The organism is Homoserinimonas sp. A520, assembly GCF_054489245.1.
The window spans coordinates 726,734-752,215 of sequence record NZ_JBTMWX010000001.1; the positions used below are offsets into that span (position 1 = coordinate 726,734).

Annotated in this window: 23 protein-coding genes; 11 read left to right on the forward strand and 12 right to left on the reverse strand. The window is 66.7% G+C overall.

The features are described 5' to 3' along the window. Window positions 1–11 precede the first annotated feature (11 nt). On the reverse strand, window positions 12–1,328 hold the full coding sequence (locus tag ACX3PH_RS03740) for an MATE family efflux transporter (protein WP_459089513.1): 1,317 nt from the start codon (window positions 1,326–1,328) through the stop codon (window positions 12–14). A 121-nt stretch (window positions 1,329–1,449) separates the two neighbouring features. Between ACX3PH_RS03740 and ACX3PH_RS03745 the strand changes: the two genes are divergently transcribed. From ACX3PH_RS03745 to ACX3PH_RS03775, 7 genes are all read left to right on the forward strand, one after another. Further along, entirely contained in the window at window positions 1,450–3,405 is a 1,956-nt protein-coding gene (locus ACX3PH_RS03745; RefSeq protein WP_459089515.1) for a M13 family metallopeptidase, read from the forward strand. Beyond that, a complete protein-coding gene (locus tag ACX3PH_RS03750; RefSeq protein WP_459089517.1) occupies window positions 3,402–4,307 on the forward strand; it encodes a serine hydrolase in 906 nt (301 codons plus the stop codon). The genes ACX3PH_RS03745 and ACX3PH_RS03750 overlap by 4 nt, the downstream gene beginning before the upstream one ends. A 114-nt stretch (window positions 4,308–4,421) precedes the next feature. Continuing rightward, window positions 4,422–4,802 carry a YtxH domain-containing protein gene (locus ACX3PH_RS03755; protein ID WP_459089519.1) on the forward strand — a complete coding sequence of 127 codons (381 nt, stop codon included), beginning with the start codon at window positions 4,422–4,424 and terminating at the stop codon, window positions 4,800–4,802. Between the two features lie 6 nt (window positions 4,803–4,808). After that, a complete protein-coding gene (locus ACX3PH_RS03760; RefSeq protein ID WP_459089521.1) occupies window positions 4,809–5,207 on the forward strand; it encodes a phage holin family protein in 399 nt (132 codons plus the stop codon). Window positions 5,208–5,215: 8 nt separating this feature from the next. Next, window positions 5,216–5,452, forward strand: a complete 237-nt coding sequence (locus tag ACX3PH_RS03765; protein WP_459089523.1) for a DUF3618 domain-containing protein — start codon at window positions 5,216–5,218, stop codon at window positions 5,450–5,452. Window positions 5,453–5,632: 180 nt separating this feature from the next. Further along, complete coding sequence (locus ACX3PH_RS03770) at window positions 5,633–6,418, forward strand: uroporphyrinogen-III synthase (protein ID WP_459089525.1); 786 nt, start codon at window positions 5,633–5,635, stop codon at window positions 6,416–6,418. A 7-nt stretch (window positions 6,419–6,425) separates the two neighbouring features. Beyond that, the gene (locus tag ACX3PH_RS03775; protein ID WP_459089527.1) at window positions 6,426–7,667 is read left to right on the forward strand and encodes an FAD-dependent oxidoreductase; all 1,242 of its coding nucleotides are present in this window, start codon (window positions 6,426–6,428) and stop codon (window positions 7,665–7,667) included. A 107-nt stretch (window positions 7,668–7,774) separates the two neighbouring features. Here the strand turns inward: ACX3PH_RS03775 and acuI are convergent, their stop codons facing one another. Together acuI and ACX3PH_RS03785 are read right to left on the reverse strand one after the other, a co-directional pair. After that, on the reverse strand, window positions 7,775–8,782 hold the full coding sequence (gene acuI / locus ACX3PH_RS03780) for an acrylyl-CoA reductase (NADPH) (protein WP_459089529.1): 1,008 nt from the start codon (window positions 8,780–8,782) through the stop codon (window positions 7,775–7,777). Between the two features lie 36 nt (window positions 8,783–8,818). Beyond that, window positions 8,819–9,844 carry an ATP-dependent 6-phosphofructokinase gene (locus tag ACX3PH_RS03785; protein ID WP_459089531.1) on the reverse strand — a complete coding sequence of 342 codons (1,026 nt, stop codon included), beginning with the start codon at window positions 9,842–9,844 and terminating at the stop codon, window positions 8,819–8,821. A gap of 132 nt (window positions 9,845–9,976) precedes the next feature. On the opposite strand from ACX3PH_RS03785, the gene ACX3PH_RS03790 reads away from it, so the two are divergent. Further along, the gene (locus ACX3PH_RS03790; RefSeq protein WP_459089533.1) at window positions 9,977–10,330 is read left to right on the forward strand and encodes a DUF4190 domain-containing protein; all 354 of its coding nucleotides are present in this window, start codon (window positions 9,977–9,979) and stop codon (window positions 10,328–10,330) included. Between the two features lie 82 nt (window positions 10,331–10,412). Here ACX3PH_RS03790 and ACX3PH_RS03795 read toward each other — a convergent pair whose 3' ends face one another. The 5 genes from ACX3PH_RS03795 to trhO all read right to left on the reverse strand — a co-directional run bounded on the left by ACX3PH_RS03795 (window position 10,413) and on the right by trhO (window position 15,909). Further along, on the reverse strand, window positions 10,413–11,645 hold the full coding sequence (locus ACX3PH_RS03795) for a sugar ABC transporter permease (protein WP_459089535.1): 1,233 nt from the start codon (window positions 11,643–11,645) through the stop codon (window positions 10,413–10,415). Next, window positions 11,642–12,448 (reverse strand): ATP-binding cassette domain-containing protein, encoded by an 807-nt coding sequence (locus tag ACX3PH_RS03800; RefSeq protein WP_459089537.1) that lies wholly within the window; start codon window positions 12,446–12,448, stop codon window positions 11,642–11,644. Before ACX3PH_RS03800 ends, ACX3PH_RS03795 begins: the two co-directional genes overlap by 4 nt. Before the next feature lie 120 nt (window positions 12,449–12,568). Beyond that, window positions 12,569–13,654 (reverse strand): ABC transporter substrate-binding protein, encoded by a 1,086-nt coding sequence (locus ACX3PH_RS03805; RefSeq protein WP_459089539.1) that lies wholly within the window; start codon window positions 13,652–13,654, stop codon window positions 12,569–12,571. 142 nt (window positions 13,655–13,796) lie between these two features. Next, window positions 13,797–14,987, reverse strand: a complete 1,191-nt coding sequence (locus ACX3PH_RS03810; RefSeq protein WP_459089541.1) for an ROK family transcriptional regulator — start codon at window positions 14,985–14,987, stop codon at window positions 13,797–13,799. Window positions 14,988–15,030: 43 nt separating this feature from the next. Next, window positions 15,031–15,909: an oxygen-dependent tRNA uridine(34) hydroxylase TrhO gene (gene trhO, locus ACX3PH_RS03815; protein WP_459089543.1), complete on the reverse strand. Its 879-nt coding sequence runs from the start codon at window positions 15,907–15,909 to the stop codon at window positions 15,031–15,033. Window positions 15,910–16,061: 152 nt separating this feature from the next. Between trhO and ACX3PH_RS03820 the strand changes: the two genes are divergently transcribed. Continuing rightward, on the forward strand, window positions 16,062–17,003 hold the full coding sequence (locus ACX3PH_RS03820) for a DNA-3-methyladenine glycosylase family protein (protein WP_459089545.1): 942 nt from the start codon (window positions 16,062–16,064) through the stop codon (window positions 17,001–17,003). A gap of 180 nt (window positions 17,004–17,183) precedes the next feature. Then, entirely contained in the window at window positions 17,184–17,726 is a 543-nt protein-coding gene (locus ACX3PH_RS03825; protein ID WP_459089826.1) for an acyl-CoA thioesterase, read from the forward strand. Here the strand turns inward: ACX3PH_RS03825 and ACX3PH_RS03830 are convergent. From ACX3PH_RS03830 to ACX3PH_RS03845, 4 genes are read right to left on the reverse strand one after another with little or no spacing between them, the layout of a single operon-like run. Then, window positions 17,723–17,926 (reverse strand): hypothetical protein, encoded by a 204-nt coding sequence (locus tag ACX3PH_RS03830; RefSeq protein WP_459089547.1) that lies wholly within the window; start codon window positions 17,924–17,926, stop codon window positions 17,723–17,725. The genes ACX3PH_RS03825 and ACX3PH_RS03830 overlap by 4 nt on opposite strands. A 9-nt stretch (window positions 17,927–17,935) precedes the next feature. After that, window positions 17,936–19,297, reverse strand: a complete 1,362-nt coding sequence (locus ACX3PH_RS03835; RefSeq protein ID WP_459089549.1) for an FAD-binding oxidoreductase — start codon at window positions 19,295–19,297, stop codon at window positions 17,936–17,938. A 38-nt stretch (window positions 19,298–19,335) separates the two neighbouring features. After that, complete coding sequence (locus ACX3PH_RS03840; protein WP_459089551.1) at window positions 19,336–20,931, reverse strand: phytoene desaturase family protein; 1,596 nt, start codon at window positions 20,929–20,931, stop codon at window positions 19,336–19,338. 21 nt (window positions 20,932–20,952) lie between these two features. Beyond that, on the reverse strand, window positions 20,953–21,843 hold the full coding sequence (locus ACX3PH_RS03845) for a LysR substrate-binding domain-containing protein (RefSeq protein ID WP_459089828.1): 891 nt from the start codon (window positions 21,841–21,843) through the stop codon (window positions 20,953–20,955). Between the two features lie 122 nt (window positions 21,844–21,965). Between ACX3PH_RS03845 and ACX3PH_RS03850 the strand changes: the two genes are divergently transcribed. Beyond that, a complete protein-coding gene (locus ACX3PH_RS03850; protein ID WP_459089553.1) occupies window positions 21,966–25,478 on the forward strand; it encodes a proline dehydrogenase family protein in 3,513 nt (1,170 codons plus the stop codon). Window positions 25,479–25,482 lie beyond the last annotated feature (4 nt).

Sequence of the window (25,482 nt, forward strand, 5' to 3'; positions counted from 1 at the left end):
TCGTAGGCGGGTCAGCGTGACCCGGTGACGATCCAGCGGGTGCCTTTCGCCCGCAGGCCGAGGGTCAGTGCACGCGCTCCCATGTAACCGAAGCCGAACGCCACCCAGAGCCAGGCGAGTGCGGCATCCGGTCGGACGGACTCCAACCAGAACAGCAGTGGCACATACGCAGCCAGGTTGAGCGCACCGGTGATCGCCAGGTAGCGGGCGTCGCCCGCCCCGATCAGCACGCCATCGAGCACGAACACATAACCGGCGAGCGGGATGCCGGCAGCCATGATGTACAAGGTGACGGTGACCGCGCTCCGCACCGCGGCATCCGAGGTGAACACGGGAGCAGCCACCGGTGCCAGCGCGGCGACAACCCCGAGCAGCAGGCCGAAGAGCAGGCCGTGCTGGATGAGGCGCCTGGTTATGGCTGCGACCCGGTCGACGGCGGATGCGCCCAGCCCGTGCCCGATGAGCGCCTGGCCAGCAATCGCGAGAGCATCGAGGATGAATGCCAGTGTTGCGAAGATCGTCATCGCGATCTGCAGTGCGGCCAACTCGGTGACGCCGAAGTCGGTGGCGACGAAGACGGTTGCCAGCATGGCCACCCGCAGGCTGGCGGTGCGGGCGAGGAGCCACATCCCGGTTCCCGCAGCGGAACTGACACCGCGCAGTCCAGGCCGCAGGCTCGCCCCGGTCGCCGATGCCGCACGCACGGCCATGACAATGTAGACGATCGCCATCGCCCACTGGGCGATGACCGTTCCGACCGCGGAGCCGGCGATACCCCAGCCGAAGCCGTAGATGAAGACGGCGTTCAATACGATGTTCGCGCCGAAGCCGCAGACGGCGACGACCAGCGGAGTCCGGGTGTCCTGCAGCCCTCGCAGCAGGCCGTTCGCGGCGATCACGATCAGCATTCCGGGGATCCCCCAGAGGGAGATAGCGAGGTAGGTGTTCGCGGCTGTCGTCACGTCGGGAGCGGCACCGAATGCGGTCACCAACCACTCGCTGGTGGGGATCCCGACGATCAGCAGCGCGACACCGATCAGCAGCGCGAGCCACATGCCGTCGATCCCCGCCCGGATGGCACCTCCCCGGTCGCCGGAGCCCAACCGCCGGGCGACAGCCGGGGTGGTGGCGTAGGCGAGAAAGATCAGCAGGCCGATCACGGTCTGCAGGATGGCGCTGCCGATGCTGAGGCCCGCCAGCGGTGCCGCGCCGAGATGGCCGACCATCGCGGTGTCGGTCAGGAGGAAAAGGGGTTCGGCCACGAGCGCCCCGAGCGCGGGTACGGCCAACCGCAGGATGTCGCGGTCAAGTTCTCTGGAGATGCCCAAAACCTTACCCGAGATGCCAGAAATTGGCGTTCCCGTGGCCGGGGAAGCCCATTTATCGGCACCCCAGGGAATGGGGGAGACCGGGCTGCGAGCGCACATCGGGGGAGCATAGGCTGGGAGCATGAGCGCCGATCCCCAGCTGACTTCCGGTATCCAGACCGACGAACTCGACCCGAACATCCGCCCACAGGACGACCTGTTCCGCCACGTCAACGGGAAGTGGATCGACCGCACCGAGATTCCGTCCGACAAGGCCAGGTATGGCTCGTTCTACGTGCTCGCGGAGGAGGCCGAGAAGGCTGTTCGCGACATCATCGAGGAAGCACAAACCGCCGCCGAGGGAACCGAGGAGCGCAAGTTCGGCGACCTGTACGCGAGCTTCCTCGACATCGACCGCATCGAGAAACTGGGCGGTGAGCCGCTGGCTCACCTGCTGGCTGAGGTCGACGCGATAAGCACCGTCGACGAACTGCTCTCCACGCTCGGCAGCCTTGAGCGCCAGGGCACCAGCGGGCTGTTCCAGCTCTTCGTCGACAACGACCCGGGCAACCCCGAACGCTACCTGGTGTTCCTCGAGCAGGGCGGAATCGGCCTGCCAGACGAATCCTACTTCCGCGAGGAGAAGTTCGACGAGGTACGAACCAAATACCAGGAATTCCTGGAGCGGATGTTCGACCTCGCGAAGCTGCCGGAGGCATCCGCCAGCGCTCGCCGCGTCTTCGACCTGGAGAAGCAGATCGCGTCCCACCACTGGGACAATGTGCGCTCCCGCGACAGCGAGGCGACCTACAACCTGATGACCTGGACGGATGTCGAAGCGTCCGACTTGAACGACTGGCGGAGGGCGCTCGACCCCCCAACCGGCTCATTCGACGAGCTGGTCGTGCGCCAGCCGAGCTTCATCGAGGGTGTTCGCACGCTCTTCGCCGACGAGCACCTCGAAAGCTGGAAAGACTGGCTGCGCTGGCAGGTCATCCGATCATCCGCCCCCTACCTGTCCACAGACTTCGTCGACGCCAACTTCGACTTCTACGGCAAGACCCTGACCGGCACGCCAGAGCTGCGGGCCAGGTGGAAGCGCGGCGTCTCCCTGGTCGAGGGCGCGATGGGCGAGGCGGTCGGCCGCATCTACGTCGACCGGCACTTCTCGCCGACCGCCAAGGCGAGCATGGACGTGCTGGTCGACAACCTGGTCGAGGCCTACCGCCAGAGCATCGCCGGACTGGCCTGGATGACGGATGCCACACGCCAGGCGGCGCTCGAGAAGCTGGAGAAGTTCACGCCCAAGATCGGATTCCCGGTGAAGTGGCGTGACTACTCTGCCCTGCAGGTCGACCCGTCCGACCTGATCGCCAACGTGCGGGCGACCAGCGAGTTCGAGTTCCAGCGTGAGCTGGGCAAGATCGGAAAGCCGCTCGACCGCGACGAGTGGTTCATGACGCCGCAGACCATTAACGCGTACTACAACCCGGGATTCAACGAGATCGTCTTCCCGGCAGCGATCCTGCAGTTCCCGTTCTTCGACGAGACCCGTGATGCGGCCGCCAACTATGGGGCGATCGGCGCGGTCATCGGCCACGAGATCGGTCACGGCTTCGACGACCAGGGCTCCAAGTACGACGGTGACGGTCGCCTCATCGACTGGTGGTCGGCGGATGATCGTGAGGCCTTCGAGAAGCTGACCTCCTCCATGATCGAGCAGTACAACGCGCTGGCGCCGCGGCAGGTTCCCGACCATTTCGTGAACGGAGCCCTGACCATCGGGGAGAACATCGGGGACCTGGGCGGGCTGGGGATCGCCTGGAAGGCGTACCTGATCTCCCTCGCCGGCGAGGAGCCGCCGGTGATTGACGGGATGTCCGGCGCCGAGCGGTTCTTCCTCTCCTGGGCCCAGGCCTGGCAGTTGAAAGCTCGCGACCAGGAGGTCATCCGCCTGCTGTCCATCGACCCGCACTCGCCCAACGAGTTCCGATGCAACCAGATTGTTCGCAATATCGACGCGTTCTATGAGACGTTTGAAGTGACCCCCGATGATGAGCTCTGGCTCGACCCGAACGAGCGTGTGACTATTTGGTGATTCCGACGCGAGATCAGGACAAACGCGAGCGGGTCCGTACCGTCAGGGCGGGCCGCCACCGTGGCGCCGACGGAGCTGAGAGCTTCTCCGGCGGGTTCCACGCGCTCGGAGAGCTCGCCTACCTGGGCGCCCAGGTTTCGGCAAGCGTCATCGACCTGACCACTCGCGCCCAACTGGTTTCCATCGACGATCGCATCGCGCTTCCGACGGCCAGCGTCGGCAAGGTGTTGCTCCTGATCGAGGCATCGGCGAGGATCACCGCGCGCGATTTCGCTGGCTACGGCATCCTCGACAAGACCCCCGGCGACAATGTCGCGGACTCCGGCCTGTGGCGGCACCTTCAGGCGCCTGCCCTTCCGGTAGTCGACCTGGCCACGCTCGTCGGCGCGACCAGCGACAACCTGGCGACGAACGTTCTGCTGCGGGTGATCGGCCTCGAGGCGGTGCGCGCCCGCGCGGAGTCCCTGGGTCTCAAGCGCACCGCCCTTCTCGACCTGGTGCGCAACCGTCGCGGTCCGGATGACGCCCCCCAACTTTCCGTCGGCTCGATGGCAGAACTCGCCTGGCTCTTCGGTGCACTGTCGCGCGGCGAGGTGGTCGACCCGGTGACCAGCCAGCGGGTGCTCGGCTGGCTGTCGCTGAACGCCGACCTCTCCATGGTTGCCAGCGCCTTCGGCCTCGACCCGCTGGCCCACCGAGAGGAGGACCACGGCATCCAGATGGTCAACAAGACGGGAACGGATGCCGGCGTCCGCGCCGAAGCCGGGGTCGTCCGCAGCGCCCGTGCCGGCGTCGCCTACGCGGTGACCGTTCAGTTCGCCGACACCGACCTCCTGGCCCGGTTGCGCGTACTCGACGCGATGCGCACGGTGGGGCGCGACATCCTCGAGTACCTTCACTGAGGCACTTTCGGATCAGCCTGAGAGTTAGCTCCATGCCCGGTGAGGGCGTCGGACACTACGCTTGAATAGCCGTCGAGCGGACGCTCGGCAATAGACGAGGAACAGGAGTAGCTAATGCGAGGCAAAATCCTCATCGTGACCGGGCTGGCCGTTGGATACGTGCTGGGCGCCCGCGCCGGCCGTGAACGCTACGAAGAGATCAAGCGTGCCGCCACCAAGTTCTGGAACGACCCGAGGGTCAAGCAACAGGTCGAGACGGTCGAAGACTTCGCGAAAGACAAGGCGCCTGAGGTGGTCGACTTCATCAGCGACAACGCCAAGAAGGTGGTCTCCCAGGTGCGCTCCGCAACCAAGAAGTCGGATGCCGGCAGCAAGAGCTCGACGGGCGGTACCTCAACGAGCGGCAGCTCCACGAGCGGTACCTCCACGAGCGGCGCGACTGCGGCCGGTGTCAGGAAGAACCCTGGGACGCGTTCGTCAAGCACCTCGAAGTAACCGACCATGACTGAACCGATTCGACCGAAGCGGTCACTGCTCACGCTGCTTACCGACCTGCCCGGCCTGGTCAAGGAACTCATTGCGGCCGAGATCGACCAGCTCAAGGCCGAGTTGACCCGCAAGTTCACCGCGCTCGGCATCGGGGCGGGCTTGCTCGCCGGAGCCGCCGTCGTAGTGCTCTTCGCGGTCGGGGTGCTGCTGACGGCTGCGATCCTCGCGTTGTCCCTGGTGATGCCGGGCTGGCTGGCTGCGCTACTGGTCGCACTGCTGCTGCTGATCATCGCAGCGATCGTCGGTTGGATCGGATACGTGAAGCTGAAGAGCGGGATGCCACCAATGCCGACCGCGACAATCAACAGCCTCAAGAAAGACCTGAACGTCGTACGCGGCGTCGGAAAGTGAGAGAAGCCATGACCACATCAGATCTGGGTGGAGCCGACATCAGGGCTACCGCCAAGCGGGTGGAGTTGGAAGAGACCCTCGACGAGCTCGAGGACAAGCTGAACGTGCCGAAGCAGGCCGGAATCCTCGCCGACAAGGTGCGGGTGTCGTATGAAGACAACCCGGTGCCGTGGATCATCGGGGCGACGGCGGCGGTCGTTGTTATTGGTGGCTTGATTGCTTGGGCGATTTTCGGGGACGACTGACCTTGGCTACACCCAATCCTCCTTCGCAGGCTCAGTCGGCGCTGGGGTCGCGCAATCGCTGGCGCGATTGCCTTAGCTCCACCGCGCTGCGCGATCACCATAGCTCCACCGCGCGGGACGACTGACCCTCACTGAGCAGTGCTTTTGGCTCTCACGGGCTAGCGGGGCAGTATTGAAGGCATGACTCCGCTCCGCAACACCAAACCACTCGCCGGCTGGCGAGTGCTGGTTCCGCGTGGTGGCGCCTATGGCGAGGTTGTCGCCGCGGCCCTCCGTTCCTACGGTGCGTCACCCGTGGTGGCGCCGATGGTGAACTTCGCCAGCCCCGAAGATGTACCGGCACTCAGCGACGCCCTCTCACGACTGGCGAAAGGCCACTTCGACTGGGTGGCCGTAACCAGCGCAGCTGTTGTCGACGTGCTGGTCAGTCAGGGGATCACCATTCCGGAGAAGACCAAGGTCGCTGCCGTCGGGGAGACCGCGAACACCGCGCTCACCCTGGCCGGGTACCGGGTCGATTTCGCACCGGAGGCCGACAAGTCGATGCGCGGGCTGTTGAAGGAATGGCCGGAGTCTGAGCGGTCCGGCCGGGTGCTGGTGCCGCAGTCTGACCTGTCGGAGCCGCACCTCCTGGCCGACCTCGCCGAACTCGGCCTCGACATCGAATTCGTCATCGCCTACCGAACCGTGGGGGTTCCCGTCTCGGAGAAAGTGGCGACGGATGTTGCTGACGCCCGCATCCGCGCGGTGCTGGTCAGTTCGGGTTCGGTCGCCAGGCAGGTGCAAGCGCAACTCGCACCGCTGCCCGAGACCATTGTCGTCGCCTGCATCGGCCCGCGAACGGCGTTCGATGCCAGGGCCGCCGGCCTGAGCGTGCACGTCATTGCCGAGGCCCGCACGGCCGACTCCCTGGTCGAGGGCCTCGCGGAGTACGCTGCCCACGAATCACAAGGCGAACGCGACTAGGTAAGCCATGGACACCCGCGACCTCGACACGACGTGTTGCATCGCGGGTGGCGGCCCGGCGGGCCTGATGCTGGGGTTCCTCCTCGCGAAAGCCGGGGTCGATGTCGTCGTGCTGGAGAAACACGCCGACTTCCTGCGCGACTTCCGCGGCGATACCATCCACCCGTCCACCATCGACCTGCTGGGCGAGCTCGGCCTGAAGGATGCGTTCCTGAAGCTGCCGCACAACAAGGTCAAGGGCCTCGACGTCGTGCTCAGCGGCAACCGCATCCAGCCCGTCGACTTCACCAGGCTGCGTGGTGGCACGCGCTTCCTGGCGTTGATGCCGCAGTGGGACTTCCTGAACTTCATCGTCGCCGAGGCGTCGAAGCTGCCGCACTTCAAGCTGATCACCCAGGCGGAGGTCACCGGGCTCCTCCGTGAACGGGATCGCGTCAGAGGCGTCACTGTAGCCACCGGTGACGGAGAGCTGACGGTGCGAGCAGACCTGACGGTGGCGGCGGATGGTCGTGATTCGGTGGTTCGGGAGGCATCCGCTCTCCCGTTGAAGGAGTACGGCGTCGCCGTCGACGTGCTGTGGTTCCACCTCCCGATGACCCGGAAGGACCGCCCGACACTCGCCTACCTCGACAAGAAGTCGATGGTGCTGACGATTCCGCGCGGCGACTACTACCAGGCGGGCATGCTCATCCCGAAGGACGGGTTCCCCGCGTTGAAGAGTGCCGGGCTCCCGGCGTTCCGGCAGCGCGTGGCCGAGACGGCACCCGTGGTCGCCGACGTGGTCGACTCACTCCGGGGCTGGGACCAGGTCAAGCTGCTCTCGGTGCAGGTGAACCGACTGAGCCGGTGGTATCTGCCCGGTTTGCTCTGCATCGGCGACGCCGCCCACGCCATGTCGCCCGCCTTCGGGGTCGGCGTCAACTTCGCGATCCAGGACGCCGTCGCCACCGCCAACCGGCTGGCCGCACCGCTGCGCACCGGCACCCTCACCACGCGGGACCTGGCGGCGGTGCAGCGGCGGCGCTTGCCGCCGGTGCGGGTGATGCAGCCGATCCAGCTTCAGCTGCACAAGAGGATCGCGAACGCCGGGCCGGGGGTGAACCTGCCCCATCCGCTTCCGGCGCGGGTGCGGTTCGTGTTGCACCTGCTGCTGCCGATCGTCCGGCGAGTGGCCGCCCGGGTGGTGGGCCGTGGGATCCGCCCCGAGCGGGTGTCGCCCGAACTGAGGCGCCTCTTCTCGACCCGGTAACTGTTCACCCGTCAGCTGCGGACACGAGTGCACAGGTACCGCGGACGGTTGAGTCCGTAGTTGACGGGTGGGCGCGTCCGTGAACGTGCCGCGCCGGATGCGCGCGGTCAGGCGCGCACGTCGACGACGGTGCGACCGCGGATGCGCCCGGCGAGGATGTCGTCGGCGATGCGCCGCGCATCCGCCAGCCCGACCGTCTCGGTGAGGTCGTCCAGCAGGCCGAGGTCCAGGTCGGTCGCGAGGCGTGACCAGGCCTCCTGTCGAATGGCCGCCGGGGCGAACACCGAGTTGATGCCGATCAGGCGCACGCCGCGCAGGATGAACGGCAGGACGGTTGCCGGGAGTTCGTGGCTGGCGGCCAGGCCGCAGGAGGCCACTGCGCCGCCGTAACGTGTCTGGGCGAGAACGTTCGCCAGGGTCGTGCCGCCGACCGAGTCGATCGCGCCCGACCAGCGCTCACCCTGCAGTGGCTTGCCGGGTTCGCTCAGTGAATTGCGGTCGATGATCTCGGTCGCACCCAACCGCCGGAGGTACTCGTGCTGCTCCCGGCGGCCGGTGGAACACACCACGGTGTGCCCGAGGCCGGCGAGCAGCGCAGTGGCGATGCTGCCGACGCCGCCGGCAGCCCCGGTGACGAGAACCTTGCCTTCCGTTGCCCGGCTGCCCAGCGCATCCGCCCGCTCCAGTTCCATGACGGCGAGCATGGCCGTGAACCCTGCGGTGCCGATCGCCGCCGCCTGCCGGGCGGAAAGCCGCTCCGGCAGCCGCACCAGCCAATCGCCGCTCACGCGGGCGCGCTCGGCCAGGCCGCCGTTGTGCGTCTCTCCGATTCCCCAGCCGTTCAGCAACACCTGGTCGCCCGCGCGCCACCGGTCGTCGGATGATTCGGCGACAGTGCCGACCAGGTCGATGCCGGGGATGAGCGGATGCTCGCGGATCACCCCTGGGCGGCCGGCCAGCGCCAGGCCGTCCTTGTAGTTGATGCTGGAGTACTCGACGTCGACCAGCACATCGCCGTCGGCCGATTCCGTACGATCGGCAAGGTCGGCATCCGTCACGTTCACCAGCTGGGAGTCGACGCCGTCGCCGCCCTTGGTCACCATCCATGCGCGCATGGAACCAACCATACGCAGCCGTCCCGTACGAGTCGGTCAGCCGAAGAGGATCGCGGCCTCGTCGTAGCGTTCCTGCGGCACCGTTTTGAGCTTGCCCAGGGCCTCCTCGAACGGGACCGCAATCATGTCGGTGCCGCGCAGGGCGACCATCTGCCCCCACTGCTTGTTCCTGGCCAGGTCGAGCACCGCCATGCCGAGGCGAGTGGCGAGCACGCGGTCGTATGAGGTGGGTGTCCCCCCGCGCTGGATGTGCCCCAGGGTGGTCGCCCGGGTCTCGATGCCGGTGCGTTCTTCGATGACCGGCGCCAGATGCTCGCCGATGCCACCCAGTCGCGGCCGGCCGAAAGCGTCCAGCCCGCGTTCGTGGTGTGCGTCATCCATGGTGTCGAGAGTGAACCCCTCCGAGACGACGATGAGCGGCGCGCGACCGCGATCGTGGGCGCTGGTGACCCAGCCGATGATCTGGTCCATCGACGTCTTCTGCTCGGGAATCAGGATGGCGTGAGCACCGGATGCCATGCCGGAGTGCAGCGCGATCCAGCCGACGTGCCGGCCCATGACTTCGGCGATCATGCAACGCCCGTGGGAGTCGCCGGTGGTGCGCAGGCGGTCCATGGAGTCCGTGGCGATCTGTACGGCGGTGTCGAACCCGAAGGTGTAGTCCGTCGCCGAGATGTCATTGTCGATCGTCTTCGGCACACCGACGATCTCGAGCCCCTCATCGGAGAGACGCTTGGCGGCGGCGAGAGTACCCTCACCGCCGATCGCGATGATGGACCCGATGTCGTTCCGCTCCATCACCTCGCGGATGCGGTCCGGCCCGCCATTGCCCTCGAACGGGTTGGTGCGTGAGGTACCGAGGATCGTCCCGCCCTGCTTGCTGATGCCCTTGACCTCGTGGCGGCCGAGAGGCACGATCTCCTCTTCAACGACGCCGCGCCATCCGCCCTTGAAGCCGGCGAATTCCTGACCGTAGAGCTGGTCGCCCTTGAGCACGGCTCCGCGGATGACGGCGTTCAACCCGGGAGCATCTCCGCCGCTGGTCAGGATTCCGATTCTCATGTGTCCATTGTGGTGGAGCCAGGGACAGGGCGCGACTTGGGCGAGGCCAAAACGCCGATTGCTCAGATAGCCCCTGCACCACTACAGTCGTGCCTGCGCGTGTTCGACGCGCCATCCAACTCAGGAGAACACATGACTGAAGCTACACCCGCCCCAGCCCCCAGCGCCGACTACACCGCGCCCGTTGCCGAGAACCCCGGCAAGACGCTCGGCATTGTTGGGCTCGTGCTCGCCTTCATCGCGAACATCGTTGGCCTCATCGTGAGCATCATCGCGCTCAACAAGTCGAAGAAGGCCGGCTACAAGAATGGGCTGGCGCTCGCCGGTATCATTGTCGCCAGCGTCTCGATCGTCATCTCGATCATCGCGGTCATCGCCATCGTCTCCCTGGGTGCGGCCGGCTTCAACGCCATCGCCGAGGCCTGCGCGGGCTACGCGTCGGGTGAAGTGCTCACCGACGGCACCACCACCATCACCTGCCCGTAGTCACGTACAACAGCAACGCCCCGGTGTCAGACACCGGGGCGTTGCTGCGTGAACGGGCCCGTTCGGGTCGGGCCCGTTCGGGTCAGGCCCGACCGTGGATGGCGCGGGAACGCCGCGACAGCGAGTCGATGATCACGGCCAGCAGCAGCACGACGCCGGTCACCATGTAGCGCACCGAGGAGTCGAGGCTCAGGAGGGTCAGCCCACTGGCGATCGACTGGATGACGACGATGCCCAGCACGGCGGACCAGGCGCTGCCGCGTCCACCGAAGAGGCTGGTGCCACCGATCACCGCTGCCGCGATCGCGGTCAGGTTGGTGTCGCCTCCTCCACTGCTCTGGTTGGCCGACGCGAGCCTGGCTGCTGCCAGGATGCCGCCGAGCGCGGCCAGCGAGGTGCTGATGATGAACACCGAGATGTACACCCGGTTCACCCGGATCCCGGCACGCCTGGCCGCCTCGACGTTGCCTCCGACGGCGTAGATGGAGCGTCCCCAGGTGGTGCGGGTGAGCGCGTAGTTCAGTACCACCACGAGGACGATGAAGAGCAGGAACATCATTCCGACGCCGCGGTTGGTGCCCAGGTACCAGGATCCGACGAGCAGCACCGCGAGCAGCAGTGCGCCACGGATGAAGATTCCGGTTTTCGAGGCCGAGATGAGTCCCGCCTTGTCGCGACGATTAGCCGTCAGCAGGTTGCTTGCCACATAGCCGCCGGCGGCGAGTGCGGAGAGCACGTACGCCAGCCAGTCCGGAAGGAACATCTGCTGGGCGAACATCACGATCCACGAATCGAACGGGATGTTGATCGACCCCAGCTTGCCGAGCACCCAGAGCTGGATGCCCAGCACGCCGAGAAGGCCGGCCAGCGTGATCACGAAGCTGGGCACGCCGAAGCGGGTATAGAGGAACCCGTACAGCCAGCCGAGGAAGGCGCCGGCACCCAGCGCGGCAATGATCGAGACGATCAACGGCCATCCGAGCTGGGTGAAGGTGACGGCCAGGATGGCGGCCGCGAGCCCCGAGATCGACCCGATGGAGAGGTCGATCTGGGCGAGCAGCAGCACGAGGACGACCCCGAGCGCGATGGTTCCCAGCGCCGCGCACTGCAGGGCGAGGTTGACCAGGTTGGAGCTGGACAGGAAGTTCGGGTTCAGGATCTGGAAGACCGTCCAGATGATGGCCAGGCCGACGACCACGGGAATGGCGCCGAGGTCACCGCCGCGCGTGCGGTTGCGGAAAGCAGCCCAGCTCTCGGCAATGCTCGACCGTTCCGGCCGCACGGAGGGAGCTGTCGGGTTGGTGACGGTGCTCATGAGGTGGCCCCTTCCGAGTTCTGGGCGGATGCCCGGCGGGTGACCGCGTTGTCTGTTGCCCCAGTGATGGCGGCGATGATCTCTTCGTAGCTGACGTCCGGGACCCGGAAGTCACCGTTGTTCTGTCCGAGCCGCAGCACCACGACGCGGTCGGCGACGGCCTGGACATCCGCCATATTGTGGCTGATCAGCACCACCCCGAGACCGCGCTCGCGAAGCCGCTCGATCAGGTTGAGCACCTCAGCCGTCTGCGCGACACCGAGTGCCGCTGTCGGCTCGTCGAGGATCACGATGGACGGGTCGCCGATGAGCGACCGGGCGATGGCCACCGTCTGGCGTTGCCCGCCGGACAGGGAGGCGACGGCCGTGCGAACGGAGGGGATCTTCGCCGAGAGCTGGCGCAGCAGGCTCCACGCTCGCTGCTCCATCTCGACCTCGTCGAGGGCGAAGGTTCCGAGTTCCCGGCCGAGGAACAGGTTGGAGACGACGTCGAGGTTGTCGCACAGGGCGAGATCCTGGAAGACAGTCGCAATGCCGAGGTCGCGCGAGTCGACGGGACTGTTGATGGTGACCCGATCACCCAGGTGGGTCATGGTGCCGGAGTCGGCCGGATGCACACCGGCCAGGATTTTCACGAGCGTCGACTTGCCGGCGCCATTGTCGCCGACGATGGCGACGACTTCGCCCTTGTAGATGTCGAGCGACACATCGTCCAGCGCCTGAACGGCACCGAAGCCTTTGCTGATGCCGCGGAGCGAGATGATGAGATCGTCGTCCGGTATGGCCTGGGTTACGGCGGTCATGGTGTTGCCTCTTCCTTGAGCGCTGGTTGGAGTGTGGTCACCGGGCGGTAACGCAAAAGTACAGCCGATCGGGGCGCACAGGTACTGCCCCGATCGACTGCACTGCTTGCATGGTGCCCGCTACTGGATGCCGGCTGCCGCGCAGGCGTCGGCGTACTCGGCGGTGCAGATGTCTTCCACGGTGTAGAAGCCGTCTGCGATCACGGTGTCCATGATGTTGTCGATCGTCACGACGACCGGGTTGAGCAGGGTGGTGGGTACGCCATCCGTGTCAGCCGATTCGCCGGTCAGCGTCTTGCCGTTCAGCAGGTCGATGGCGAGCTGGGCTGCCGTTTCCGCCTCGAGCTTGAGCGCCTTGTAGATCGTCATGAACTGGTCACCGCTGACGATGCGCTGGATGGCCGGAAGTTCGGCATCCTGGCCGGTGACGGGCGGTAGTGGATCGACTCCGCCTGCCTTCATTGCCGCGATCGCGCCACCACCGGTTCCGTCGTTGGCCGCGTAGACGCCGACGATGCTGTCACCGAACTGGGTGACCTGGCCTGCCATCCACTCCTGTGCCTTGTCCGGGCTCCAGTCTGGGGTGTCGAACTCGGCGACGACGTTGTACGGGCTCGCGTCGATCACGTTGTGCGCGCCCTTCTTGAACAGCGTGGCGTTGTTGTCGGTCGGCGACCCGTTGATCATGACAACGTCACCTTCGGTCACGCCGTCAGCTGCGAGCTTGTCCACGAAGGCCTGGCCCTGCAGCTCGCCGACCTTCTCGTTGTCGAACGAGAGGTAGAAGGCGAGATCGCTGCTGTTGATGAGGCGGTCGTAGGAGATGACCGGAACATCCTGCGCCTTGGCGGATGCGACGATGCTGGCGGCCGCGGACGAATCGACCGGGTCGAGCACCATCACGGCTACACCCTGGGTGAGTGCAGACTCGGCTTGCTGTTGCTGCTTGGCGGGGTCCTGGTCGGCGTTGGAGTAGACGACCTCGCACTCGGGGCACAGCTCGGCGATCTTGGCTTCGAAGATCGGGCGGTCGTAGGCCTCGTAGCGGGTGTTCTTCGACTCCGGCAGCAGCAGGGCGATTTTGCCGGTGGCGGCATCCCCGGTGTCGGACGATGAACCTTCTTGCGGTGCACACGCGGTCAGTGTGCCGGCCGCGAGCAGGAGCGCTGTTGCTACGGTCACCGCTCTCTTGGTGGCGATCTTCATTGAAAAACCTCCGGTCATGGCCGCCCTCGGTGGCGGTGGCATGAGCATGACACTATTCCGTTCTTGGCGTCAAGTCTTGAACTCAAGGTTTTCGGTTCACGACAGCGTCCTTCGCAGGCGGCACTACCGGGCGAGCGGATGCTCAGGGCGCGACAGCGGCGGAATCGCTGGACGTGATGGTGACCCGGTCGACCGCCAGGGCGATCGCCCCGAGCATCTCCGCGCGGGCGCCCAATTGGCTCTGCACAATGTCGGGAACGCTGTCCGGACCGACGATGACTGCCCGTTCCAGGGCATGGCGCATCGGTCCGAGCAGCAGCTCGCCCGCCTGCGACAGCTCGCCGCCCACCACCAGCCGGGAGGGGTCGACGATGTTGCAGAGGTTGGCCGCGGCGACCCCGATGTGGCGTCCGGCATCCGCTATCGCACGAATGCATTTCGGGTCGCCGGCGATCGCCCGAACCACGATGTCGTGCAGCTTAAGGCCGCGATGGTTGCCGCGGAGGGACTCGATGAGCGCCGGGCCGCCGACGTAGGTTTCGAGGCATCCGCGGTTGCCGCAGCGACACAGCGGACCGTTCTCGTCGATGGTGAAATGACCGAACTCCCCGGCGCTGCCGTTGTGCCCGCGAAACACCTTGCCGTTGATGATCAGGCCGGCGCCGATACCGTCGTCGATGCTGAGATAGACGGCGTTCTCCTTGCCGCGCAGGGCGCCGGAACGGAATTCGGCCCGAGCGCCGAGGTTGGCGTTGTTGTCGACGAAGACCGGGCGCTTCAGCCGGCGCTCCATCACCTCGGCGACCGGAACGGCATCCCAGCCGCGCATGATGCCGGTGCGTGAAATGGTTCCGGTGCGAAGGTTGATCGGCGCGGGCAGGGCGACGCCGACGGCAAGCACCTCGCCCATGGTGGCGTCGACGGAGTCCAGCATGTCGGCGATGAGCCTCGACGTGCGGTTCAGTTCGTTGTCGGCGCGATGGTCCTTGGCCAGCGGCAGGTGGTGCTCCGCGACCACGGTGTGGGCGACATCCGCCAACGCCACCCGCAGGTGCCTGGTCGAGAAGTGGATGCCGGCCACCAGCCCCAGGGCGCGGGCGAGAGTCACGTGCTGGGCGCGGCGGCCGCTGCGCGTGCTCGGGGTGGTGTTCAGGACGCCGGAGGTCGACAGCTCCTTGACGATGTTCGACACCGTGGCCGGGGAGAGGCCGGTGGCACCGGCGAGCTCGACCTGGGTCAGCCCTCCGTGCCGCTTCACGGCATCGACGATTCGCGCACGGTTGGCTTCACGAAGTGAAGTCTGCGACCCCGGAGTCGCCCGCTTAGTGCTCACAGGATCAAGATACAGGTGCGGACGGGCGACCGCGCCACCCGGTTCAGGAAACCAGGGTCAGCGGATGCTCGGTGCAGGCCGTCTCTGCAGCGTGCTGCTCGCAGACCACCAGCTGGGTGCGGCAACCGAGGTCGTGGCAGTTCTGCATGTGGCTGGTGGGCGCTGCGCAGCGGTAGCAGCGCCCGATCACGGCAGCATCTGAACTGAAATCGACGGCCATCCGCCCGTCGAAAACGTAGAGCGATCCCTGCCACAGCCCTGAGTCCGCGAACTTCTCGCCGTAGCGGGCGATGCCGCCGTCGAGCTGGTAGACCTCGTTGAAGCCACGCTTGATCATCAGGCTCGACAGCACTTCGCAGCGGATGCCGCCAGTGCAGTAGGTGACCACCGGCTGGTTCTTGAGATGGTCGTATGCGCCGCTGTCCAGTTCAGTGATGAACTCGCGGGTGTTGCTGACCGGCGGGACCACAGCATCTGCGAACCGGCCGATCTCGGCCTCGAAAGCGTTGCGTCCGTCGAAGAAGGTGACGTCTTTCTCGGCGACCAGCTCGTGGAGTTGTTCGGGAGTGAGCCTCATGCCGCCGCCGACCACACCATTCTCGTCGACCTGCAGTTCACCGGGCGCCCCGAAGCTGACCAACTCGTCGCGAACGCGCACGCTCAACCGGGGGAAGTCGTCGCCGGCGCCGTCGCTCCACTTGACGTCGAGGTTCTTGAACGGTGGATACTCCCGCGTCTTGCGCAGGTACTTCTTCACAGCAGGCAGGTCGCCGCCGACCGTCCCGTTGATGCCGTCCTTCGAGATCAGGATGCGTCCGCCCAGCCCGAGCGACTCGCACAGGTCGCGCTGCCACAGCCGGATCGCCTCGGGGTCGGCGAGCGGGGTGAAGATGTAATAGAGCAGGATCTTGGGGATGGCCACCGCCCAATTGTATTTTGCCCCACCCCTCACATCCTGAACCCCTCGAGTTCTCTACGAGTGGGCACTTAATGCCCCAAGAGTCGCGCGGAAGGGCAACAAGTGCCCACTCGGGAGGAGGCGCGTCGACCGGAGCTGCCCGTAGTCTTCTGGGGATGGATGCTGTAGCCGAGACCCTGAGCGAGGTTGCCGACCGTGCACTGCCGGTGCGCACGCGTTACGCACCGCGGCATCCGATCAGTCTTTCCATGACGCTCGCGCCGCTGTTCCGCAGCGCGCGCAACCCGGCATGCCAGCAGGACGCCACAGGGGTCTGGCTCACCCAACGCACACCGGAAGGGCCGGCGACGCTGCGATTGACGCAGGGTCAGCACGAGGTTGACGCGGTGGCCTGGGGCGCCGGAGCGCAGTGGGCCATCGACCGGGTTCCGCAATTGCTGGGGGCCGACGACGACTGGAGCGACTTCGACGTCTCCACGAATGCATTCCTCGCGGATGCCCGCCGCAGGTCACCTGGTCTCCGACTGCTGCGCACGGCCCTGGTGCTGGAGTCGCTGATCCCTGCCGTCATCGAGCAGAAGGTGACCACGGTGGAGGCCTGGCGCGCGTGGCGCCAGCTCCTGCTGGCACACGGTGAGCCGGCTCCCGCCCCCGCCCCCGATGGCATGCGGGTGTTCCCGACCGCCGAAGCGTGGCGGATGATCCCGTCCTGGGAGTGGCACCGGGCCGGTGTCGATCCGCGCCGCAGCAGAACGGCGCTCGCCGTTGCATCCGTTGCCACCGCCATCGAGCGGGTCACCGTGACGGATGCGGATGCCCGGCTGCAGTCCCTCGCCGGTGTCGGCCCGTGGACCGCGGCCGAAACCAGCCAGCGCGCGCACGGCCACCCCGACCTGGTGAGCGTCGGCGACTACCACCTGCCGTCGATCGTCGGCTGGGCGCTTATCGGCAAGCCGGTCGACGATGACGGGATGCTCGAACTGTTGCAGCCGTGGGCGGGTCACCGGCAGCGCGTGATGCGGTTGATCCTGGCGAGCGGTTTCCACAAGCCACGCCGGGGCCCGCGCATCACCATCCAGGACCACCGCTGGCACTGACCGCCGCTCACCCGTCAACTGCGGACACGCCCGCATGCGGGGCCGGTACAGCTGGGTCCGCAACTGACGGGTGAGGGTTGTTTCGTCCAAGGAGCCCAGCCCAGGGCATCCGCAAGTTTGTAGACCAGCGACAGCGGATGCGCTCCCGTGCTGGAGATGGTCTAGCGTTGCGGCGTGCATATGCTGTTTCGAACCATCCTGCTCTGGATCAAGAGCCACTGGGGGCCACGCTTCAACGTCCACGACGTCGGCCGGCTGACATTGCGGGTGTTGCCGACCGACCTCGACGTCAACAACCACGTCAACAACGGCGTCTACTTCTCGTTGATGGACCTGGGGCGTTTCGACCTGCTCCATCGGTCCGGCGCCTGGGCGACCATGATGAAGAACGGTTTCTATCCGGTCGTGGCGAGTGAGACGATCACCTTCCGCAAATCGCTGGCGCCGTGGCAGCGTTACGTGCTCGAGTCGAAGATCGTCGGCTACGACGAGAAGGCCGTCTACCTGGAGCAGCGCTTCGTCGTTGACGGTGAGATCTATGCGCAGGGGTACATTCGCGGGCGCTTCCTGAAGAAGAGCGGAGGCACCGTCTCGCTGGCAGAGCTGGCGCAGATGCTGGATGTCGACCTGTCCGAGGTAACCCTGCCCAGCTGGCTGGCCGAGTGGGCTGACGATGTCGCGATGCCCTCGACGAGGGAAGAAGCCCCGAGCGTCTGGGACTAGTCGTTCGTGATGTCCGGGTCGGGAACTTCGCTCGGCGGATGCGGATCCTGCTTCAGCGACGTGTCGTCTTCGTCAACCTCAGCAGTTGTACCGTCTGGTCCGACCGTGAAGATCTTGTCGGCGGCGCGCTTGGTCGCAGCGGCGGCTTCAGGGTCCCACGCGGCCGTGTCTCCCTGATTGGCGTAAGGATCAAACGTCATACAGAGGAGTTAAGCACTGCTCGGACCGAAGGTAAAGAGCCGGGCCGGGTCGTACAGTGCCCTCGCAGCTTGCAGCCGGGCATGAATTTCGCGCGGCCAGGCTGCGGCGAACGCCTCGGGAGTGGAGGTATCGGCGGCGAAATTGATGGCCGTCTCCTCAGAGACCCAGGGGCGGATGCTGTCGGTCAGTTCGTTCGCGAACGCCGGAATCACCTGATCGAAGAGAGCAGGGTTCGGCACCCCGATCATGGTGAAGGTGAACGCGGATGCCCGACCGCCCGCCGCGGAGCCACCCGCAACATCCGCTGCAGTAGCGGCACCCAGGTGCCGTAACTCGACGCCGAGGAGAGGCGACGTGGTGCCCGGGCCGACTCGTGCAAGCAATTGTGTGGCGAACCCACCATCGATGGCGTTCAGCAGCATGCCGCTGCTCCACCCCGGACCCGGTTCTTCAGGGTCGTTGTGGATCTGCCCGAGGGCCGCGGTACTGAGCGGCGCTATGGCGTCGATCATCGTCGGGGCAAGGGCTCGCAGCGGGGCGGCGAGGAGTTCGCCATCATCCGGATCCCCTGGGTAGGCGAAGCGCAGACTGAGCACCCGACGTCCGCGGAGCGGGGGAGGTACCTGTTCGAAGTCCGGGAAGTTGAGGATGGCAACGGAGGTGGTGACGTCATCTGCTGCGACGCTGGTCCACTCGATCCAGCCGCGGAGAGCCGCCTCGATGTGTTCTTCGGCAAAGAACAGCGACCCGGCGTAGATGGCCTCCAGCTGTACCAGCTCGAGTTGCATGCGAGTGACCACTCCGAGCCCGCCCTTGCCTCCGCGAAGCGCCCAGAACAGTTCGGCGTTCTCGGTGTCGTTCGCGACGACGGTCTCGCCGGTTGCCATGACGACCTCGAAACCGCGCACGTAATCGGAGGTTATTCCGTGGCTGCGGGACAGTGGACCGAGCCCTCCTCCGAGGGTGTATCCAACTGCGCCGACGGTCACCGATGAGCCGGGGATTGCCGTCAGCCCGAGCGGCGTGACGATGGCTTGCACCGTGCGCCAGGTTGCGCCTGCGCCGATGGATGCGATGCGTGAGCCGGCGTCAACCGTCACCTCGTCGAGTCGTCGGGTGGTCAGCAGCATGCCGTCGGTGATGGCGTGATGGGCGCCGTGCCCGGTTGCCTGCACGCGAACCGGCAGCCCCATTGCCGCGGCGAAGCGCACCGCCTCGGAAACGTCGCGGACGCTGGTCACCCCGACCACCACATCCGGACTGTGTGCGATGGCGAGGTTCGACCCGGACACTTCTTCGGTGAAACCGGGGTCTTCGGGCGTCAGCACCGGGCCGACCACGACGTCGCGGAGCGGCTGAAAAGAAATCATGGTCCGAGGCTAGACCCACCCCTCCGACATCCGGAGGGTCACCCCTGCTCGAGCACCGCCATGGCGGCGTTGTGGCCGCCCAGCCCGCTCACTCCGCCACCGCGCTGGGCGCCGGCACCGCAGATGAGGATGTTGTCCCAGCCGGATGCGACGCCCCACCGCTCGGCCGGAGTGGCCTGGGGCGCATCGTCCTCCACGAACGGCCAGGACAGTGGCCCGTGGAAGATGTTTCCTCCGGGGAGACCGATGGCGTGCTCCAGGTCGTGCGTGGTCTTTGCCTCGATGCACGGCCTGCCGGAGGCATCGGTGAGCAGCAGCGGTTCGATCGGCTCAGCCAGAACCGAGTTCAGCGATGCCAGCGCCGCGGCCTGCAATTCGTCCCGCCCGGCCGTGAGGCGGCTCGGCGCATGGAGGGCGAACAGGGTGAGGGTGTGTGCGCCACTGGCCTGGAGCTCTGGCGAGAGGATGCTCGGGTCGGCCAGCGTGTGGCAGTAGATCTCGGCCGGAAGGGGGTTCGGAACGGAACCCGTCGCCGCCATGTCGTACGCGGACTGGAGCTGCGACCACGACTCGTTGATGTGGAAGGTTCCGCCGAAAGCAGCCTCCGGGCTGACGCCGTCACGCAGGCGCGGCAACCGGGAGAGCAGGAGGTTGACCTTGAGCTGGGCGCCCTCCGGTTTGGTGGGGTCAAGGCTGGTCGAGCTCGTCGAGCGTTGTACTGAGCTTGTCGAAGTGACCCCGGTACCGGCTTCGGCGCGCTCGACCAGCTGAGCCAGCGTCCACGGTGCCACGTTCGACAGGATGGTGCCCGCGCCCACCCGCTTCTCGCCGTCAGGTGTGGTGTACCGCACCTCGCCGTCCGGTGTGACCGAGGTGACTTGCGCATCCGTCACCAGCGTTGCCCCGGCCAGCCGCGCTGCCCGCGCCAGCTCGCCGCTGACCACGCCCATCCCGCCGATCGGGAGGTCCCAATCGCCGGTCTCGCCACCGATCACGTGGTACAGGAAGCACCGATTGGCCGCGAGGGTGTCGTCGAGGTTGGCGGCGAAGGTGCCGATCAGCGCATCCGTCAGCACGACGCCGCGCACCAGGTCGCCTGCGAAGGTATCGCGGATGACTTCACCCACCGGCCGCTCGATGAAGGCGTTCCAGAGGCGGTCATCAGCGACGGCCGCGCGTGCCTCCCTGCGGGTGAGTAACGGGTCGCACACAGTCGGGAAGAGCGCCCGCGCGAGACGGGCGGTGTCGTCGTAGAACGGTCCCCAGGCGGCGAAGTCGGCCGATGCCCCGATGCTGGCGAAGCTCGCCGCGGTCGCCTCGGGGTCGCCGTGGTCGATGAGCAGGCCTCGGTCGGTGCCGGGCAGCGGCGTATAGGAGGAGTAGCGGCGCCGCTGCAGCCGCACGTCGAGCTTCAGGTCGCGGATGATGCGTTGCGGCAGGAGGCTCACCAGGTATGAGTAGCGCGACAGACGTGCGTCCACTCCCTCGAACACCTGCGAAGACACGGCCGCCCCGCCCAGCACATCCTGCTTCTCGAGAACGATCACGCGCTTTCCGGCGGAGGCGAGGTAGGCCGCTGCGGTGAGGCCATTGTGGCCGCCGCCGACGATGGCGACATCAAAGAGGTCAGACATGGTTCGAGACTAGTGACTGGGTCAATTCGAGAGAAAACCGACCGACTCCTGCAACACCTCGCGGCAGGCGATGATCGTCGACTGGCCGGCACTCGCGGCGCGCACCGAGGTGAACACGGTTCTCTGCGGTGCACCATCCAGGTCGACCAGGTCGATGCTCGGCGTCCGACCGGCCCAGACCAGGTCCGGGAGGATCGCGACCGCGTTGCCGGATTCGATCAAGCGGATGTGCGCCTGCAGGTCGGCAGTCTCGAACCGCACATCCGGCTCGAATCCTGCAGCCCGGCAGAGCTGCTCCGACCAGTGACGGGAGGCGGTTCCCCGAGGCTCCATCACCCAGGGAATGGTGGATGCTTCGGTGATTGAGCGGATGCCGCTGCCCGGCGCGGTACCCAGCCGCAGGCTGTCGAAACAGAGCACTTCCCGGTCGAGCTCAGGAAGCCGCCTGGCCGAGTGGCCGGGGTATTCCTCGGCGATCACCAGGTCGAAGTCCCGGGCCCACACCGAGGCGAGCGCGCTCTCCGGTTCCCGCTGGGTGACCTCCACGCGGAGGTCGGGGTAGCGCGCCGCGAGGGCCGTGAGCGCCTGGGGAACTATACCGAGAGCGGCGGACTGGAACACGGCCAGCCGCACCGTTCCTGAGATCGCTGCGAGCGACGCGTTCATCTCCGATTCCATCAACTCGAGTCGCTCCAGCAGCTGCGTCGTGTGCTTCACCAGAATCTCGGCCTGGGCGGTCAGCTGCACCCGACGCCCGACCGGAAGCAGCAACTGCACACCTGCCTCCTTCTCCAGGAGGGCAAGCTGCTGCGAGACCGCAGAGGGGCTGTAGGAGAGCGCTTCGGCGACGGCGGCCAGCGTTCCCCGGTTCTTGAGCTCCCGGAGCAGTCGAAGTCGGCGGAGGTCGAGCACGAGCATCCATTCATCAGTAAAACTGCACGGTATCCTGCATAAGAAGTCACTTCATCTTATGTTCTGGCTGCTCCAGACTGGAGAAGCCCCCTCTCCCAGATCGACAAGGTAATTTCTTGAGCATGCCCACCAGCGAAACCAGCCAGAGTTCCCGACCGCAGGAGCTTGCGGACGAGACCATTGCCACCGTTCGTCGCTGGTTGGCAGAGGCAGCCGACCCGGCAAGCGGCGGCGGCAAACGGGACGTCTCGGCTGAGCGCCTGGCCGGGGTGCTGAAAGACCCGGACGGCCTCGCCTTCACCATCGGGTTCGTCGACCGGGTGGTGCGCCCGCACGACCTTCGCGTCGCCGGGCACAACCTGGAGATCGTTTCACGCCGGGTGCCCCGCTTCCTGCCGTGGTACCTGCGCATCGCCATCCAGCTGGCTGGAGGGTTCGCGCCATTGCTTCCCTGGCCGATCGTGCCCATCGCCCGGTGGGTGTTCCGCGGGATGGTGAGCCATCTGGTGCTCGATGCGACCCCGAAACAGCTCGACAAGCACCTGGCCAGGCTGCGGAGCGACGGCGCGCGCCTCAATCTGAACCTCCTCGGCGAAGCAGTACTCGGCATTGAGGAGGCCGACCGCCGTCTGGCCAACACGCGCGAACTGCTCGCCCGCGACGACGTCGACTACGTGTCCATCAAGGTGTCTGCCGTCTCCGGCAAGCTGGGTATGTGGGCTTACGACGAAACCGTTCAGCGGGTGATCGCCCGCCTGACGCCGCTCTATGAGCAGGCTGCGGCATCCGCTTCGACCAAGTTCATCAACCTCGACATGGAGGAGTTCCACGACCTCGACCTGACCATTGCGGTGTTCAAGGGACTGCTCGACCAGCCGAAACTCCACAAACTGGAGGCCGGCATCGTCTTGCAGGCGTACCTGCCCGACGCCCTCCGCGCGCTGCAGGACCTCACCGAGTGGGCCACCCGACGACGCGCCGACGGTGGTGCCAGTATCAAGGTCCGGCTGGTCAAGGGCGCCAACCTGGCGATGGAACGGGTGGATGCCATCAGGCACGGCTGGCCGCTGGCGACCGCCCGGAGCAAGCAGGAGGCGGACACCAACTACAAGCGCGTGCTGAACTGGGCGCTGACGCCGGAACGCACCGACTCCGTTCGCCTCGGCGTTGCCGGCCACAACCTTTTCGATGTGGCGTTCGCCTGGCTGCTGGCCAAGCAGCGCCGGGTCGAGCGCCGGGTCGAGTTCGAGATGCTGCTCGGGATGGCGCAGGCCCAGGCCGCGGTCGTGAAGAAGGACGTCGGCCCTATCCTGCTGTACACGCCGGTGGTCCGGCCGACCGAGTTCAACGCCGCCATCGCCTACCTGATCCGGCGGCTGGAGGAAAACGCAAGCCCCGACAACTTCATGTCCGCCGTGTTCGAACTGGCCGACGACGAGCGGATGTTCGAGCGTGAGAAACAGCGCTTCCTCGCCTCCCTGAAGGAGGTCGACGACGTGGTGCCGCCGTCCAACCGCGTGCAGAACCGCCTGAACCCGTCGCTGCCTGAGCTCACGTCTCGCGCCGATGCCTTCGCCAACACCCCGGACACCGACCCGTCGATCGCCGCCAACCGGGTGTGGGGACGGCAACTGCTTGAGCGCGCGCGCCACTCGACGCTGGGTACTGACACCATCCGGGCATCCGCCATCTCCACTGCCGACCAGGTGCAGGAACTCGTCACCAGAACCGTCCAGGCCGGCGAAGCCTGGGGAGCGAAGGGTGCCGACGCTCGGGCCGAGGTTCTGCACGAGGTGGGCGACGTGCTCGCCGCCTATCGCGGCCGCCTCATCGAGGTGCTCGTCAGCGAGAGCGGAATGACGATTTCAGAAGCGGATGCCGAGGCCAGTGCCGCCATCGACTTCGCCCATTACTACGCGGAGCAGGCGCGCGAACTCGAGTCGGTGGAGAACGCCCTGTTCGTTCCGTCCAGGCTCACGGTGGTCGTCCCTGCTGCTGTCGCCGGGATGGCCGGGCTGGCCGGCACGGCGCTCGGCGCGCTCGCCGCGGGAAGCGCGGTCATCCTGAAACCGGCTCCGCTCAGCCAGCGACTGTCCGCCGTGCTCGCCGAAGCGCTCTGGGAGGCGGGGCTGCAGCCGGAGTTGCTGGCAGTGGCCACAACCGGAACCCCTGAACTGCGCGAGCAGCTTGTCACGCATCCGAACGTCGACCGGGTGCTGTTCAGCGGGAGCGCCGAAACCGTGCGTCAGCTTCGCGCAGCACGACCCGACCTCAGGCTTCATGGAGACCTCGGCGGCAGCAACGCGATCATCGTGACCTCCAGCGCCGACATCGACCTTGCCGTCGGCGACATCGTGAAGAGCGCGTTCACCCACGCCGGGCAGGCGCCGCTGGCGAGCAGACTGGTCATCCTGGTCGGGTCGGTGTCGAAGTCGGAACAGTTCCGACGCCAGTTGACGGATGCCGTGACCTCCATCAAGGCCGGCCAGCCGCAGGACCCGACAACCTCCGTCGGGCCACTCCTCCAGCCGCCGACCGGAACCACGCTGGAGGCCTTGACCGCCCTCGCCGAGGGTGAGACCTGGCTGATCGAAGCGAAGCCGCTGGATGACACGGCCTCAACAAGCAGCCTGCTCTGGTCGCCCGGGGTGAAGGACGGTATCGCCAGGGGATCGGCTTTCCACCTCACCCCGCCGGCCGCCCCCGTCCTCGGGATCATGCACGCCGACACGCTGGACGAAGCCATCGAACTGCAGAACGACACCGACTTCGGGCTTGCCGCGGGCATCCACTCGCTCGACCCGGCGGAGATCGCCACCTGGGTCGATGCCGTGCAAGCCGGCAACCTGTTCGTCAACCGTCCGACCACGGGTGCGCTGGTTCAGCGGCAGCCGGTGGGCGGCTGGCAGGCGTCCCAGGCCGGCCCCGGATCGAAGGCAGGCGGACCGAACTACCTGCTGGCGCTCGGCGACTGGGAGCCCATCTTCGCGGACCCGAAACCGTCCGTGAAGATCACCGGAGTCGACGACAACGTGCTCGCGGTGGTTGAAGCCGCGCAGCCGAGCCTCGAGTACCTCGAGTTCGACCGGATCCGCGCCGGAGCGGTCAGCGACCAGCGCGCCTGGGATGCCATTTACTCGCAGAGCACCGACCCGGCCGGTCTGGGGTTCGAGCGCAACGTGCTGCGCTACGTGCCGGTTCCGGTCACGATTCGCCTCGCCGAGGGGGAGCCGCTCGCCCAGCTGATCCGGCTGATCGCGGCCGCGACCAGGGCGGGTGCGCCGGTGGCCGTCAGCTCGGCCGTGCCGTTGCCAGCCGGCCTGATCGCCCTGTTCGGGCGGGAGTTCTCGCCGGCCACGGTCGGCAGCGTTGTGGTCGAGTCGGATGTTCGGTGGCAGGCGCGAGCGCTGCAGGGGGACCTGGCGACCGATCGCATCCGCCTGATCGGTTCAGCGGATGCCCACCACGCCCTGGCCGTGGAGCTGGACGCCTACCCCGACGTTGCCGTCTACGGCGGCCCGGTCACCACCTCGGGCAGGCTCGAGCTGCTGCCGTTCCTGCGGGAGCAGGTCATCAGCATGACGGCGCACCGCTACGGCAACCCCGACCCGCAGATCGCCTCGATCGACCTGTAGCGGG

Excerpts from the sequence above, each read along its gene's own strand:
- ACX3PH_RS03805 (WP_459089539.1), bottom strand. The coding sequence starts at position 13,654 with ATGAAGATCGCCACCAAGAGAGCGGTGACCGTAGCAACAGCGCTCCTG.
- ACX3PH_RS03850 (WP_459089553.1), top strand. The coding sequence starts at position 21,966 with ATGCCCACCAGCGAAACCAGCCAGAGTTCCCGACCGCAGGAGCTTGCG.
- ACX3PH_RS03785 (WP_459089531.1), bottom strand. The coding sequence starts at position 9,844 with ATGAGAATCGGAATCCTGACCAGCGGCGGAGATGCTCCCGGGTTGAAC.
- ACX3PH_RS03770 (WP_459089525.1), top strand. The coding sequence starts at position 5,633 with ATGACTCCGCTCCGCAACACCAAACCACTCGCCGGCTGGCGAGTGCTG.
- ACX3PH_RS03840 (WP_459089551.1), bottom strand. The coding sequence starts at position 20,931 with ATGTCTGACCTCTTTGATGTCGCCATCGTCGGCGGCGGCCACAATGGC.
- ACX3PH_RS03830 (WP_459089547.1), bottom strand. The coding sequence starts at position 17,926 with ATGACGTTTGATCCTTACGCCAATCAGGGAGACACGGCCGCGTGGGAC.
- ACX3PH_RS03745 (WP_459089515.1), top strand. The coding sequence starts at position 1,450 with ATGAGCGCCGATCCCCAGCTGACTTCCGGTATCCAGACCGACGAACTC.
- ACX3PH_RS03795 (WP_459089535.1), bottom strand. The coding sequence starts at position 11,645 with ATGAGCACCGTCACCAACCCGACAGCTCCCTCCGTGCGGCCGGAACGG.
- ACX3PH_RS03800 (WP_459089537.1), bottom strand. The coding sequence starts at position 12,448 with ATGACCGCCGTAACCCAGGCCATACCGGACGACGATCTCATCATCTCG.
- acuI (WP_459089529.1), bottom strand. The coding sequence starts at position 8,782 with ATGCGCGCATGGATGGTGACCAAGGGCGGCGACGGCGTCGACTCCCAG.
- ACX3PH_RS03760 (WP_459089521.1), top strand. The coding sequence starts at position 4,809 with ATGACTGAACCGATTCGACCGAAGCGGTCACTGCTCACGCTGCTTACC.
- ACX3PH_RS03835 (WP_459089549.1), bottom strand. The coding sequence starts at position 19,297 with ATGATTTCTTTTCAGCCGCTCCGCGACGTCGTGGTCGGCCCGGTGCTG.
- ACX3PH_RS03790 (WP_459089533.1), top strand. The coding sequence starts at position 9,977 with ATGACTGAAGCTACACCCGCCCCAGCCCCCAGCGCCGACTACACCGCG.
- ACX3PH_RS03775 (WP_459089527.1), top strand. The coding sequence starts at position 6,426 with ATGGACACCCGCGACCTCGACACGACGTGTTGCATCGCGGGTGGCGGC.
- ACX3PH_RS03765 (WP_459089523.1), top strand. The coding sequence starts at position 5,216 with ATGACCACATCAGATCTGGGTGGAGCCGACATCAGGGCTACCGCCAAG.
- ACX3PH_RS03820 (WP_459089545.1), top strand. The coding sequence starts at position 16,062 with ATGGATGCTGTAGCCGAGACCCTGAGCGAGGTTGCCGACCGTGCACTG.
- ACX3PH_RS03755 (WP_459089519.1), top strand. The coding sequence starts at position 4,422 with ATGCGAGGCAAAATCCTCATCGTGACCGGGCTGGCCGTTGGATACGTG.
- ACX3PH_RS03825 (WP_459089826.1), top strand. The coding sequence starts at position 17,184 with ATGCTGTTTCGAACCATCCTGCTCTGGATCAAGAGCCACTGGGGGCCA.